Origin of the sequence: Lysinibacillus sp. FSL R7-0073 (genome assembly GCF_038009065.1) — a bacterium.
Classification (GTDB): domain Bacteria; phylum Bacillota; class Bacilli; order Bacillales_A; family Planococcaceae; genus Lysinibacillus; species Lysinibacillus fusiformis.
In genome coordinates this window covers 3,190,820-3,204,739 of sequence record NZ_JBBPAS010000001.1, presented here as the reverse complement: position 1 = coordinate 3,204,739, position 13,920 = coordinate 3,190,820, and the positions used below count along the sequence as shown (strand labels likewise).

The 13,920-nt window shown below is 34.6% G+C and carries 17 protein-coding genes; 10 read left to right on the top strand and 7 right to left on the bottom strand.

Going from position 1 to position 13,920, the window contains the following annotated elements:
• The first annotated feature begins 293 nt into the window (after nt 1-293).
• Both MKY88_RS15945 and MKY88_RS15940 read left to right on the top strand, forming a co-directional pair.
• Complete coding sequence (locus MKY88_RS15945) at nt 294-1,649, top strand: BC_2427 family protein (protein ID WP_340814121.1); 1,356 nt, start codon at nt 294-296, stop codon at nt 1,647-1,649.
• Between the two features lie 144 nt (nt 1,650-1,793).
• Nucleotides 1,794-2,561 carry a CsxC family protein gene (locus MKY88_RS15940; protein WP_069482031.1) on the top strand — a complete coding sequence of 256 codons (768 nt, stop codon included), beginning with the start codon at nt 1,794-1,796 and terminating at the stop codon, nt 2,559-2,561.
• Nucleotides 2,562-2,641: 80 nt separating this feature from the next.
• On the opposite strand, the gene mtaB is transcribed toward MKY88_RS15940, so the two are convergent.
• Nucleotides 2,642-3,991: a tRNA (N(6)-L-threonylcarbamoyladenosine(37)-C(2))-methylthiotransferase MtaB gene (gene mtaB / locus MKY88_RS15935; protein ID WP_008179468.1), complete on the bottom strand. Its 1,350-nt coding sequence runs from the start codon at nt 3,989-3,991 to the stop codon at nt 2,642-2,644.
• Between the two features lie 379 nt (nt 3,992-4,370).
• Between mtaB and deoC the strand changes: the two genes are divergently transcribed.
• Nucleotides 4,371-5,042, top strand: coding sequence for a deoxyribose-phosphate aldolase (gene deoC / locus MKY88_RS15930; protein ID WP_328200172.1), 672 nt, complete (start codon nt 4,371-4,373; stop codon nt 5,040-5,042).
• Nucleotides 5,043-5,086: 44 nt separating this feature from the next.
• Here deoC and MKY88_RS24645 read toward each other — a convergent pair whose 3' ends face one another.
• From MKY88_RS24645 to MKY88_RS24635, 3 genes are all read right to left on the bottom strand, one after another.
• Nucleotides 5,087-5,332: a tyrosine-type recombinase/integrase gene (locus MKY88_RS24645; protein ID WP_419182551.1), complete on the bottom strand. Its 246-nt coding sequence runs from the start codon at nt 5,330-5,332 to the stop codon at nt 5,087-5,089.
• A 45-nt stretch (nt 5,333-5,377) separates the two neighbouring features.
• Complete coding sequence (locus tag MKY88_RS24640; RefSeq protein WP_445669172.1) at nt 5,378-5,686, bottom strand: hypothetical protein; 309 nt, start codon at nt 5,684-5,686, stop codon at nt 5,378-5,380.
• Between the two features lie 273 nt (nt 5,687-5,959).
• Nucleotides 5,960-6,166, bottom strand: coding sequence for a hypothetical protein (locus tag MKY88_RS24635; RefSeq protein WP_445669171.1), 207 nt, complete (start codon nt 6,164-6,166; stop codon nt 5,960-5,962).
• 295 nt (nt 6,167-6,461) lie between these two features.
• Between MKY88_RS24635 and MKY88_RS15920 the strand changes: the two genes are divergently transcribed.
• On the top strand, nt 6,462-6,710 hold the full coding sequence (locus tag MKY88_RS15920) for a hypothetical protein (protein ID WP_328200173.1): 249 nt from the start codon (nt 6,462-6,464) through the stop codon (nt 6,708-6,710).
• 170 nt (nt 6,711-6,880) lie between these two features.
• Here MKY88_RS15920 and MKY88_RS15915 read toward each other — a convergent pair whose 3' ends face one another.
• From MKY88_RS15915 to MKY88_RS15905, 3 genes are all read right to left on the bottom strand, one after another.
• Nucleotides 6,881-7,060 (bottom strand): hypothetical protein, encoded by a 180-nt coding sequence (locus tag MKY88_RS15915; RefSeq protein ID WP_328200174.1) that lies wholly within the window; start codon nt 7,058-7,060, stop codon nt 6,881-6,883.
• Nucleotides 7,061-7,195 carry a hypothetical protein gene (locus tag MKY88_RS15910; protein WP_328200176.1) on the bottom strand — a complete coding sequence of 45 codons (135 nt, stop codon included), beginning with the start codon at nt 7,193-7,195 and terminating at the stop codon, nt 7,061-7,063.
• Nucleotides 7,196-7,440: 245 nt separating this feature from the next.
• Entirely contained in the window at nt 7,441-8,205 is a 765-nt protein-coding gene (locus MKY88_RS15905; RefSeq protein ID WP_328200177.1) for a YheC/YheD family protein, read from the bottom strand.
• 309 nt (nt 8,206-8,514) lie between these two features.
• Between MKY88_RS15905 and aepX the strand changes: the two genes are divergently transcribed.
• From aepX to MKY88_RS15875, 6 genes are all read left to right on the top strand, one after another.
• Entirely contained in the window at nt 8,515-9,417 is a 903-nt protein-coding gene (gene aepX / locus MKY88_RS15900) for a phosphoenolpyruvate mutase (protein WP_328200179.1), read from the top strand.
• Nucleotides 9,418-9,421: 4 nt separating this feature from the next.
• A complete protein-coding gene (gene aepY, locus MKY88_RS15895; protein WP_328200182.1) occupies nt 9,422-10,549 on the top strand; it encodes a phosphonopyruvate decarboxylase in 1,128 nt (375 codons plus the stop codon).
• Between the two features lie 108 nt (nt 10,550-10,657).
• A complete protein-coding gene (locus tag MKY88_RS15890) occupies nt 10,658-11,755 on the top strand; it encodes a 2-aminoethylphosphonate aminotransferase (protein ID WP_328200185.1) in 1,098 nt (365 codons plus the stop codon).
• 540 nt (nt 11,756-12,295) lie between these two features.
• On the top strand, nt 12,296-12,469 hold the full coding sequence (locus MKY88_RS15885; RefSeq protein WP_328200186.1) for a hypothetical protein: 174 nt from the start codon (nt 12,296-12,298) through the stop codon (nt 12,467-12,469).
• Nucleotides 12,470-12,485: 16 nt separating this feature from the next.
• Nucleotides 12,486-12,740, top strand: a complete 255-nt coding sequence (locus MKY88_RS15880) for a hypothetical protein (RefSeq protein ID WP_328200189.1) — start codon at nt 12,486-12,488, stop codon at nt 12,738-12,740.
• Between the two features lie 126 nt (nt 12,741-12,866).
• Nucleotides 12,867-13,076, top strand: a complete 210-nt coding sequence (locus MKY88_RS15875; RefSeq protein ID WP_340814120.1) for a hypothetical protein — start codon at nt 12,867-12,869, stop codon at nt 13,074-13,076.
• The last annotated feature ends 844 nt before the right edge of the window (nt 13,077-13,920 follow it).

The following is a 13,920-nucleotide window of genomic DNA, read 5'->3' as shown; positions in this document are numbered from 1 at the left end:
ATAATATCAATATTTAAGCTAGCAGTTGAAAGTTCGATTTATTCGAACTTTTAACTGCTTTTTTGCATGTTAAAAGACATCGGCCGTGTCCATGTAGGAGGACTGTGACAAAAGTAAAAAAAATGCATAATATGAATGGTAAGTAGTATGGCAATCTTTCGATTAAATAACGTCGTTCATCATGTGAGTACCTAACATATTCGAAACAGAAGATATAGCTAATAACCGATTAAAAAAGAAATGAAATTTTATGTTGTACGTTATTTGTCAAAATATATTAAGGGAGTGAACGAATGAAAACTCCATGGATTAACTTTAGAGAGATGAGGGAAGTCTCCTCTAAACAAAATAAATACATGGATTGGACGTATCAAACTAACATAGATGACGAAGTTCCATTAGAACCTCCATGTGATGGAGATGAAAGCAATCATCTACTTGGTATAAAAGAAGATGAAACAAGATATACAGATGAAACAATTTTAGCAGCTCAATTAGCTTCTAAACAAGACTTACCAGTACCTACAGAAGCGAATGTTGAAGAAGTGATTGAACATTCCCTAGACAGTGATGAGATCATTGTAGAGGAATCCCCTTTAACAACGAACCACCCCGTATCAGCCAAAACGAATGATGAAGAAGAAACCGAAAAACTCTCAGTTATCGATGAGAACTCCGCAGAGGAATCTTCTTTAACAGAGCATCTACCCGTACTTATAGAAACGACTGTTGAGGACGAAATCGAACTTTCCTCTGATAGTGATGAGACTCATGTGGAAGAACAAGATTTAGCAGTTCAATCAGACAGTAATCGTAAATTTTTCAGTAATGCTGAATCCGAAGTTGAAAATAAAATGCATCTTGATGATACTGCGGATTTGGATAAAAATAATTCTATTCCAAAGTCAGTACAAGGAGAAGTATGCTCCATTACCAAAAAAAGTCCGTTTTCTACTTATGTAGAGATCAAAGATTTTCTCCATGCTCCTATTTGTGGTGAAAATACTCAAAATACTACATTTGAATTTCTTGATTTAAACGATAACTTAACTCCTCAATTTGAGACTAAGCTTTTCCATACGATAACGGATTATCCTGAGTATCCTGATTGTCGTTTGGTTCACTCAAACATTAATCAAATGATTTCTTTAATGAAGATGGATACTAATGATAAAAATAATCTGCAGCATCATCCGTTTAAATCAGTGGTATTTCCTTTACATAACCCGCAATCAATTGAAAAAGGAGAAATCAATTCATCCTCTATTGATCACTTTTTACATATTCGAGTTCCCGTTGTAGTCGGGGAATATAAAATTGAAATATGTCTTGAAGAGTTTCTTGAATTTGATAAAGGGATTATAGAGGTGAAAGAGATCTCAAATAAGGTAGTGCTTACCGATTGTAGATTTATACCTATTCATTTATCCAAATCATTGGGAAATGGAACATGTACAGCATTAAAGGGAAATTTATTTATAGAAGGCTATATACAGCAAAATATTGAGTATACGTTTCCTGATACGTCAAATGAATCAGTAATTTACTCCAATCATTTGTGTCAGAATATAGTATTAGAATTGATTATCCATATGCTACAAGTACAAAAAATTCGAGTCCTATATGGCAGCCCATGCTCTGGAAGATAATTGAACTCTTTTCGCACAGCTCAAAAATTCCTATTTAAAATCAATAAAAAACTAATATATACGTCCATGCATAGATTTAATTGCTACATATTCTAGCGATAGGAGAGCTCTCAAATAATAAAAAAATGAAAAGAGGGAATTTTTTTGAGTGATCAATTAGAAAATCAAATCGTACCTTGTCCAGTAGCATCAACTGAACAAATCCCATTGAGTAGTGAGATTACGCCAGTAATCACTACACCGGTTACGACACCAACTATAAAAGTACCAGTTGTACTTGCAGAACCAACACTTCAAATCGTTGTGGAGTCAGATATTACGCTTACTCCTGCAGCAACAGAAATCAAAAGAGTGAAAAAGCATGTCTTCCTAAATCAAGTGAAACTGGTACCAGTTAGCTTTGCACGAATTGCTGGCACTGACTTCTTTAGAGTAACAAGAGCTAAATTGTTTGTTGCAGGACATATTCGTAAAAATATCGAATATGCTTCATCCGCATGTAATGGGGCACTTCGAGATAGAATTGCTGATGTTCCGTTTTCTGGATTTACAGATCTTACTTTCCCACAAACGATTGGAGGCTCTACACCAATCTTAGGAATTTCTGAGTTTGCGGAAGCGAACTTCCTTAATGAAGTTACCCAAATGGATGCTCGCCTAGATAAGGCATTCTTCCAAAATCTCGTTAAATACAATGAGCAACCATATGGTGAATTAGTAGCAGCAAACTTCTTTGAACTTGATTTTTCACCAAGGATGGCAGCACCTGAAGGGACATTTAGCACATTACGTGAAAAAATTGTATTAGATTTAACTGTAAAAGTATTGCAAGTTCAACAAATCCGTTTAGGCGTTGGAAGTAGTGTTATAACACCAGTACTTTTCGGGCTCACGCCTCCTACTAGTCCTTAATAATTTCTAGTTAACTTAAAAATTCAAATCAACCAATAAAAGGGGTTGCCTATATTACCAGGCAACCCATTTATTTTTTATTATTTAACTGTCTCTAAAACACGTACAAATTGTCCTTGTGAATGTGGGTAGCCTGCTTGTGTAATTTTCACCTTTACAAGCTGTCCGATGAGACTTTCAGGACCCTCAAACACTACTTTTAAGTAATTATCTGTATAGCCCGTTAAAAGGCCTTCCTCTTCACTGCCATCATGTACAAACTCTTCAGGAATAACTTCTAACACCTGATCTTCAAAGCGAGAAGCATATTCTTTTGCTAGTTGATCATTTAGGGAGATGAGTCGGTGTACACGCTCATTTTTAATGTCTTCATCAATTTGATCTTCCATACGTGCAGCAGGAGTTCCTGTACGTGGAGAGAATGGGAAAACATGTAGTTCAGAGAACTTATGATCGCGAATAAAATTGTACGTATCCATAAATTCTTCTTCTGTCTCACCAGGGAAACCGACAATTACATCTGATGTAACAGCTAAATCAGGTAAAGCTTCATGTAATTTCGTTAAACGTTCGCCGAAAAATTCCATTGTATATTTACGACGCATACGTTTTAACACAGTATCCGATCCAGATTGAATTGGAATGTGTAAGTGATTCACGACAATTTTAGATTCACGTAATACGTCAATTACTTCATCAGTCAATTGGCTAGCCTCAATGGACGAAATGCGGAGACGTTTTAGTCCTTTTACATTGGCTTCTAAATCACGTAATAATTGGGCAAGATTATAATCCTTTAAATCCTGACCATAGCCACCAGTGTGAATACCTGTCAAAACTATTTCAAGATAGCCTGCATCTACTAATTGTTGTGCTTGATGTAATACTTCTTGTGGATCACGAGAACGCATTAATCCGCGTGCCCATGGAATTATACAAAACGTACAGAAGTTATTACAGCCCTCCTGTATCTTTAAGGAAGCACGTGTGCGGTCTGTAAAAGCTGGTACATCTAATTCCTCATACACACGATTTTTCATAATATTACGTACAGCATTAATTGGCTGACGCTCAGCACGATATTGGTCAATATAACCAAGTAATTTTGTGCGGTCCTGCGTACCAACAACAATATCGACCCCAGGAATCGCCATAATTTCTGCTGGCGAAGTTTGTGCGTAGCAACCTGTTACACATATAACTGCATCTGGGTTTTGACGAATTGCTCGACGAATCACCTGACGTGACTTCTTATCTCCAGTATTAGTAACTGTACATGTATTAATGACATAAACGTCCGCTTGTTGATCAAATTCAGTGCGATCATAGCCTTCATCTTTAAATAGTTGCCAAATGGCTTCTGTTTCGTAGTGGTTAACTTTACAACCTAGAGTATGGAAACTCACGATTTTTGATCGCTCGTTACTCATAATTTATATCATCCTTTCAACTTCACATTACCTTGTGTTTCTTCACATTTAAATTACTTTGTAGTGTACTTATTTTAGATACGTGATTTATGATAACATAATCCTTTTAAAATCAATACTTTAAAGATTTTTTTGTGAATGTTTTTGTCCTCTTTTTTAGGGGACTAATTGTTTTCCTAGTGGGTAAACTATACGGAAATGAAAGTTGTTCAAGGACACCATTACTTGAATTGAACTTCATGTATCAATTAACAAAAAGCTAATTTCACAAGAACAACGCCAACAATCATTTCAATAGAAAGAAATTAGACGCCAACGTGAAAAAATGATATGATTCGAAGAGGTACGTACATCTTGATTGAAGAAGGAGCGTTAAAAAATGGAACAAAATTTTGCGCGTATGATTGATCATACATTATTAAAGGCTGAGGCAACAAAGGAACAAATTGAAAAACTATGTGCAGAAGCGAAGCAATTTAATTTTGCCTCTGTATGTGTAAATCCTACTTGGGTAAAACAGAGTAGCGAATTATTACAAGGTTCAGAGGTGTTGGTTTGTACGGTTATTGGATTCCCTCTTGGTGCAAATACACCAGCTGTGAAAGCATATGAAGTAAAGGATGCAATTGCGAACGGTGCAAATGAGGTAGATATGGTCATTAATATTGGTGCATTGAAAGATAAACATTATGACCTTGTACAAGCAGACATTGCTGCAGTTGTGGAAGCAGCTAAAGGTAGCGCACTTGTAAAAGTCATTATTGAATCATGTTTATTAACAGATGAAGAAAAAGTAAAAGCATGTGAGCTTGCTGTGGCAGCTGGTGCTGATTATGTCAAAACATCTACTGGTTTTTCAACTGGTGGCGCAACTGCAGCAGATATTGCCCTAATGCGTAAAACAGTAGGTCCTAATCTTGGTGTTAAAGCCTCAGGCGGTGTTCGTAGCTTAGAGGATATGAAAAGCATGGTGGAAGCAGGAGCAACTCGTATTGGTGCAAGCTCTGGCGTTGCCATCATGAATGGTTTAATCGCAGATTCTAATTATTAATAGTAATGAAAATCCTTATATAGTAAGTGTTACGGGGCTGTTCGTTATGAACTAGCCCCACTTTTAGCCCCAATTTCATTTAAACTTTGACAAAAGGCCACTACTGATGCCTCTTCCATTTCCTTAAGAACATGACCATATATTTCGTAAATTATTTTAGGAGTGTTTCCTAAACGTTCTGCTATGACCTTCACATTCAGCCCACGATTCAATAAAATAGTACAATGCGTGTGTCGTAAACCATGTAAAGTTATTTTTGGAAGCCTGGTTCTTTGAATAACCTTATACATGATTTTAGCTGTGTTGTTTGGTGCGATAGGCTCCCCTGACAAATATTAGATAAAAACAAATGTATCATCATTCTCGTATTCATCATCATCCATCAGTTTTAGTCCATACGATAACAATTTTTGCTTACACCATTTTTTATAAGTTTCTAATTGCCTCATAACAGCTTTTTCCACTAGAATAGTAGCTGTTAAGTGTTTTAGGCTTATGGGTGCCACCATAATCCCTAGACCGTTCAATTGTAATTGTATTTTCTTTAAAATTAATATTTTTCCACTGTAATCCACATGCTTCACCGCAACGCATTCCCGTATATGCAATTTAGAGTAAAAAAGTGTAGTTTGTGATGTTTTCATTTTTTTTAGCTTCATTCAAAAAAGTTACTAGTTCGACTGGAGTGAGGTAATTTTCATGTTTCTTACCCGTCTCATCTCGCTTTGTATTAGCTGGTAGCACAATATCAACAAGTGGATTATGAAGCAATATTCTTTCTTTAATGGCCGCATTAATAATCGTTTTAAAGACATTGTGAGCTTGATGTACTGTACTAGGCTTGTACTGCTTCGCTAACACGTCTATAAAGTTTTCTTGATAAATAACATCATCAAGGTTTTGGAGCTTATAGCGTCCTAGCAGAGGCTTAAAATGAAGACATATAGCTTTAGAACTGAATTAGCGCTCCATTTTTTCTTTTTACAGTTCTTCTCAAACAATAGATCTACATAATTATTAATAGTTAAATTTTCATTTTCAATATGTTTAGTTTCACCGCGCAGCGTTGCGGCCTTCACTTCTAGTAGGGCTTTCAATGCTGCTTTTTCTGTTTTAAAAGCCACTTTTCTTCTTCTCTCCGCTTCCGGGAAGCATCATAATACTTATGTCGAAACATCCATAGTTTTTCTTTATTCGCATTGAAATAGTGATAAATTTCAGGTTCTTTTGCTGATTTATATAACTTCACCTTGTCCATTCCTTTCATGCTTGGCGAGCGTGTGTACAGGAATAGGTGAGAGATTTTATTGATTGTTTTTACAAATAATATTCAAACTTTTTAAACACATCAGAAAGTAATTCAATACTGATTTGTCAGTCAGTGACACATATAGATATTGCTATGACGTGTTTGGTGAATTGAGGAATCCTAAATACTTAGAAAAAGTAATTGCTGACAAAAAAATAGGTGACGAATATACAAGACGTAGTTACGAGGAAAGTTTCAAACGTAACTACAGTAACTTTTCGGGTGATGATAGTAGTTACTATACAACTTCACAAATTAACTACACAGATGACGAAAAGAAGATGTTGCATGAAATCTACAGAATGGCATCAAAGAAGTTTCATCCGGATGTGCATACGGTGACGATGGTAGCAAGATGAAGTTTTTAACGAATTTAAAGGAACAGTGGGGGCTAAAAAGAGAAGAAGCGGTTTAGATCAAAAAAATGATCTAGCCGCTTCTTTTTTATATGAATGATGATGTTGTTATTCCTTGGAGAGTGTGTAATGTCATATTTAAATGTTAAAAAAGTGGTGCTGTGCTAATCATATTAAACTCGGAATTGTGCTGCCAAGTTTGCAAATGCATAAGCAGAGGATGATATTTCTTCCATTGATGCCATTTGTTCTTCGGACGTAGCAGAAATACTCTCTGTACCAGCAGTGGTAGATTTACTTATCGAGTGGATTGTATTCATACTACCAACAATTTCTTCAGTTCCTGCTGCCATTTACTCAACTGCTTCTGATACTTCTTCTACTTGTGTCATAACACTTTGAATGGCACTTTGAATTGAAGCGAAAGTTGTACGTGTATTGTCTGTTGTTTTAATCCCTTCTTTAACTTCATCTGTTACTAACTTCATTGATTCAACAGCTTTATGAGTATCTTTCTGTGTCTCAGAAATCAAAACTTCAATTTAGTTTGAAGAAACAGCAGACTGTTCTAGAAGACGAATCAGGAAGCATTCGAATGTAACTACGAAAAGTAATATAGTGGAAGCGGTGGCGGTAGTAGTTACTCAACCGAGGGAAAGTTATTTTTTGATGTATGCCTATTCTGAATAGAAATATGCTGGTGACTAACATGAAAAATAACTACATTTCAAACTTAACCTTCATTTTGCATTTTCCTAATCTCAACAATTTTCTTCCAGATCGTCTTATCAATTTTGGCAAAACTACTTATGCTTGGCGTTGTATTTACTTCAAATAAAATTGGTTTTCCTTTTGGATTTATTCCAAAATCAATGCCATATTCTCTACAAGGAAAGTGGGATGCTATTACTTCAGAGGCTAAAATTGAAATTTTTTTTAGAGATGCTATTGTTTTATTTTTCTTTGTATTATCCATCATCATATAATCTGATAATAATTCATCAATCGGTATTACTTGAGAACCACGATTTGAATTCACAATCCCATGATCTTCATATGCAATTCTTCCGTAAATACCACCGATTATCCATTTTCCTTTTAGATTTTGAACATGAACACGAATAGAAATAGAATCCTCATTAGGGGTTAGACTCTTGACCCCCTCCTGTATTATATAATTTCCGCTTAATCTATCGTGTTTCTCATATGGGTGTAGAATTTTATGGAAATCCTCAATTTCTGCCACACACTTGTTTATTTCTTTACCTTGCATGGTAAATCCATTAAAACAATAGTGTCCATCTTTTCTTTTGTAGACTTTATAAATTGCTCTTCCTTGTCCGGTGCTAGTATGTTTCACAAAAACATACTCATACCTATCTAATAAATAGATGAGGTTTTCTAGACTGTAAAGTGTTGATTCTGGAATGCAGTTAGTTGTTAAAGGATTTTTATTTAATAGTAGGAATTGTTCCCATTTCCCAAGTCCATTTTTCAATAAACGCACCTCATTTAGTAAGATATTTTATTTTTTTGTATTAAGAGTGTAGTCCTCTCCTCTTATGAAGGTACTGTATTGTATGTAAATAGATTTGTCTTCCATGGGTGGGTGTGACTTAGTAACGCAATTAATCTTTCCCATTTTTCTGTTAGAGTCACATATATTACACAGAAAATAGCATTTTGATTGTTATCTATGCTTCATTTTTTTGATTTCAAAATCGTTAGTTTCTAATGTATCTGCCCTGCTAATCTTTACTTTTAGTCATATGATAATACGATATGTCGAGTAAGGAGATGGCAGATATTGAAAAAGACTAAAAAATTAAAAGAATTAATATATTCAGATAAACTCGAATTTTTAATGGAAGCCCATAACGGTCTTTCCGCAAAAGTTGTAGAGGAGGCCGGTTTTAAAGGGGTCTGGGCGAGTGGTCTATCGATTTCAGGATCATTGGGTGTAAGAGATAATAATGAAGCATCATGGACGCAGGTATTAGATATACTTGAATTTATGAGTGATTCGACAACAATACCCATCCTATTAGATGGTGATACAGGATATGGAAATTTTAATAATGCTCGGAGGTTGGTTAGAAAACTAGAACAATTGAATATTGCTGGAGTCTGTATCGAGGATAAAATTTTTCCGAAAACGAACTCATTTATTAATGGAGAATTACAGCTTCTCGCATCGATTGAAGAATTTTGCGGGAAAATAAAAGCAATGAAAGATACGCAAGATGATGAAGACTTTATGGTTGTAGCTAGAGTCGAGGCTTTTATTGCAGGCTTGGGATTAGATGAAGCCCTTAAACGTGCGGAAGCCTACAGAAAGGCAGGCGCCGATGCGATTCTTGTGCATAGTAAAAGATCAGATTTTAAAGAAATTGAAGCATTTATGAAGGAATGGGGTAGAAGGCATCCAGTGGTTATTGTGCCTACAAAATATTATACAACTCCAACAAATGATTTCAGAAAAGTAGGAATAAGCACTGCGATCTGGGCTAACCATAACTTAAGAGCATCGATCACTGCTATGCAGAACATCTCAAAACAAATCCTAAAAGATGAGAGTCTCATTCAAGTAGAGAAATCAATCGTAAGTGTACAAGAGATTTTTAGACTCCAAAATGCTGAGGAGCTTCAAAAAGCGGAGAAGAAATATTTACCATCAACTAATAATCAATCAAAACCGGAAACGGAGTGATGGTATGTTAAATACAAGTGAATTTGGAAATGAGCTTAAAAAACTTGGTTTTAACTTTTACAGTGGGGTCCCATGTTCATTTTTAAAGAATCTTATTAACTATTCCATAAATGAGTGTGAATATATTGCTGCAGCCAACGAAGGTGATGCAGTAGCTATTGCTTCAGGAGCATACCTTGGGGGAAGGAAATCAGTTGTTTTAATGCAAAACTCTGGTCTAACCAATTGTATTTCTCCATTGACTTCCTTAAACTACCCCTTTCAAATACCTATACTTGGGTTTGTTAGTCTCCGTGGAGAACCCGGGTTGAATGATGAGCCCCAGCATGAATTAATGGGGCAAATTACTACACAACTACTAGATCTCATGCAAATAAAATGGCAATTTTTATCTTTTGATGATAGTGAGGCAAAGAGACAACTTGAAGAAGCTAACAAGTGGATTGAAGCAAATCGACCATTCTTTTTTGTAGTGAGAAAAGAAACTTTTAAAAGTGAGAAATTGAAGATAGAGCAACGTCTTAATCATAAAAATAAGGAAAAAAGTGAACAAACTGACTTAGATGAACTGCCAAGTCGTTTTGACACTTTAAAAGTGATAAATGGACTCAAAGATAAGAAAACAGTACTAATGGCCACAACTGGTAAAACAGGAAGAGAACTATATGAGGTCGAGGATTCTGTTAATAATCTATATATGGTTGGCTCCATGGGTTGTGTCGGTTCTTTAGGCTTAGGCTTAGCCTATACGCGAAAAGATATAGATGTAATTGTTATTGATGGAGATGGTTCCCTCCTTATGCGAATGGGAAGCTTATCTACAAATGGCTACTATCAACCTGAAAATATGCTCCACATTCTTCTAGATAATCATGTTCACGATTCAACTGGAGGGCAAAATACCGTTTCTCACAATATTGATCTTGTCAATATTGCTGCAGCTTGCGGTTATGAAAAGTCATGCTATATCCACAGTTTACATGAACTTGAAAAGTGTATTCAAGAATGGAAAATGACAAAAGGGCTGACTTTTATTTATTTGAAAATCTCAAAGGGATCTAAACCAAATCTAGGACGTCCAAAAGTTACTCCAAGTGAAGTTAAAACTCGTCTACAGAAATTTCTTAAATAATTGTTCTGAAAATAAATATTAGCAGGTTGATCTTGCCTATAAGAACCTCTTTACAGAGATAATTCGAACCGCGTATAAAAATGTAATAAAATTAAAGGGAGGAGTACCGTGAAGAAAATTAAAAGAAATATATTACTGAATCCCGGACCTGCTACTACAACAGATACGGTTAAATACGCACAAGTGGTCCCTGATATTTGCCCTCGTGAAGATGACTTCAGCCAATTATTGCAATTTGTTACATCTGAAATTACTAGTTTAGTTTCAGAAGAGAATCAATATACAACCGTTTTATTCGGTGGTTCAGGTACTGCTGCTGTAGAATCAATCTTGAGTTCAGTAATGATTGATGGAGTTTTAGTAATCATTAATAACGGAGCCTATGGAAAGAGAATGTGCGAAATTGCAGAAGCTTATCAGCTGGATTGGATTGAGTTTTTAAGTCCACCCGATCAACCTATTAAATTAGATCAGTTACATTCATTCATTCAAAAAATTCCACGAAAAGTTTCTTATCTAGCTGTTGTGCATAATGAAACAACAACGGGATTATTAAACGATATAGAATCGATTGGCTCCATTTGTGCAGAAAATGAGATTAATATGATGGTAGATGCAATGAGTTCGTTTGCAGCTATTCCTATTAATATGAGTAAAATGAATATAAGTTATTTGGCAGCTAGTTCCAATAAAAACCTTCAAGGAATGGCAGGAGTCTCTTTTGTTATAGCTAAAAAAAGTGAACTAGAAAAAGGAAAAACAAAAAAGCCGACAAATTATTACTTGAATCTTTATTCTCAATATTACCATTTCATCGAGACAGGTCAGATGCGTTTTACTCCGCCCGTACAAACTATCTATGCGCTAAAACAGGCGATTGTAGAATTAAAAGCAGAAGGAATGAAAGAAAGATATGAACGATATTCTAAATGTTGGGCAACCTTAATAGAAGGCATCTCTAGACTTGGTTTAAGATATCTTGTCCCCGTCGAGCACCATTCAAAAATTATTACAGCAATAGTAGAGCCCGAAAGTGAGAAGTATAATTTTAAAGAAATGCATGATTTTTTTTATGCTAACGGATTAACGATATATCCTGGAAAACTTAATCAATTAAATTCTTTTAGGGTAGCCAACATTGGTGATATTAGCAAAGATGATATCGAGCACTTTTTAACTTTATTAGAAAAATATCTTCAAACCTGAATTATTCACGGAACAGTTCATGAAAGAACGTAATAATCTTTCATTCTCTGTGGTGAAGCGCTGTTTTTGCACTACATGGATGGCTAACAGAGGGCTTTAGTGCAACAAGGATATATGAGCATGTTTTGAAAAAAGATTGATTAAAACATGCTTTATATATTTGATTTCATATCTTTAATCAAACTTTATTACAAAGCTAAATTAGAGGAAGACGAAACTTTGCCCCCCTTTTAAAGGTCATTGCTAATTTGCAACTCCTAAGTTGTCTAGCATATAAGGATCGTCTTGAATTTCACGATAGTTTGAAACACACATCTAGCGAACCAATTTAGTGGACGTTAACTTTATTAACCTTATTAATTTAATGAGCGCCCTTTCCTAGTGTGTAGGGCAGCGATTTCTCATGTAAAACTATTTTGACTATGCGAAACGGCTTTTAAGTGGTGTGCCATGTCATCGCTAAGGTACCGAATCATTTAACAGTGAACAATGACTATTATTAATCACACTATAAAACACAACAGTTAGGAGAGATCGAATATGGAAAAAGTAGAGGTGAAAAAATTAGGCTTAATAAACACAGTTGATGCACTAACGGATATTCTAGAGATTTTAGAAAATGCGCATTATCTTCAACAACTAGTCGAAGTAAATTTTTTCGGTCGTTGTAATGTAGATGAGTACGATGTAAGATATTCCAAATGCAAAGTATGAGAACGGGAGGTTATTTTTGATTTTTAGTGAAAAAAAGCTAATCAAAGTAACTTTTGATGAAGAGAATGTTGAAGTAAGACCAATTGAATATGTAGATGTGAAGTATTCATTTAGTATGAATTCGGGGTTATCAAAACGTGAAGGGGAACTGGCACTAAATATTGAAAATGAGAAATTTTCAATAAATCCATCAATTGATTTTTCACCTTATCAACAATCTAATTATCCTAATATTATCATTTTAATCTACAAGTTTTTATCAACTAAATAATAAATAAAGGCACAAATAGCTAAATTCTTGTGAGAGATCATTTCTACTTAAGATCATATTTAATCCCTTTTAGCAATAGCTTATAATTTTATTTGGAATCATAAATAATTCAAAGCAGGCGGATTGATGAGTAGGTTAGAATTGTATAAAGAACTATATTTTAAAGAATTAGAGCGTAAAGAACAAATATCAGCAATGTTACAATGGATAATAAGTTTTTGGTTAATAGTAATGGGTGGAATACTGTTTAGTTTAAACAATATTCATAAAATACCTTCTGATATGAAAATATATTTTTTTAATATTAATATTTTTTTCTTTACTAGCTATGATTAGATCAACTTTATACATAGGCTTTTGTTTGTGGGGCAAAACAATAGATTATTTACCGAATCCTAAAAGTATAGAAAGAGGACCCGAGAACCTGAAACGCATTATGCAGGTTACCCAGAATATCAGGGTGAAATAGAAAAAGAGTTTGAAAAACGGATGATGGAAATATTTAATGAATGTTCAACACTTATTACTAAAGCCAACGATATAACTGTTACTAAATTAGTTAAATCTACTCAATCGATAGTTAATAGCAGCTATTTTACTATTGTTAAGTTTTAGTTTTATGCTTTCAGACTTTTTAAAAGGTGAAGAGCCAATAAATAAAGTTGAAATAATTAATGGTTCTGATTTTAAAAGCGATGAATGGATTAAATTAAAAATAAAAAGTAAGGAATAGATTATGTCGAATAATGAAAACCGTGGCACACCACCACCGCCTTCAAGATTAAGACCAAGACCGCTTCATGAGAACGCTACTAGAAGTGGAAACAAACCAACTGGGAAAAGTCAATCAAACAAATAGTTGAACTGAAAATATATTATAAAGCTACCTTAAGGAGGTAGCTTTAATTTTGAATTGAATCTCACCCATTCCTGTACACATGCTCGCCAATTTTTTATTAGCCCCACTTAGCCCCAAAGCAATACAATTTTATGCTTTACTTTGCATTGTTAAAAAATACATAAAGAAGGTATAAAGCTTTAAAATAAAGGGATTACAACCCATTATCTATTAAGTTTGCAATGAAGCAAAACTACAGATTCTAATTAATAATCATTTCTTTTAGTATATATAAGCCACTAGCTCTGTGAGAAGCTTTTGGCTTTTTTGTATTTAGAATAA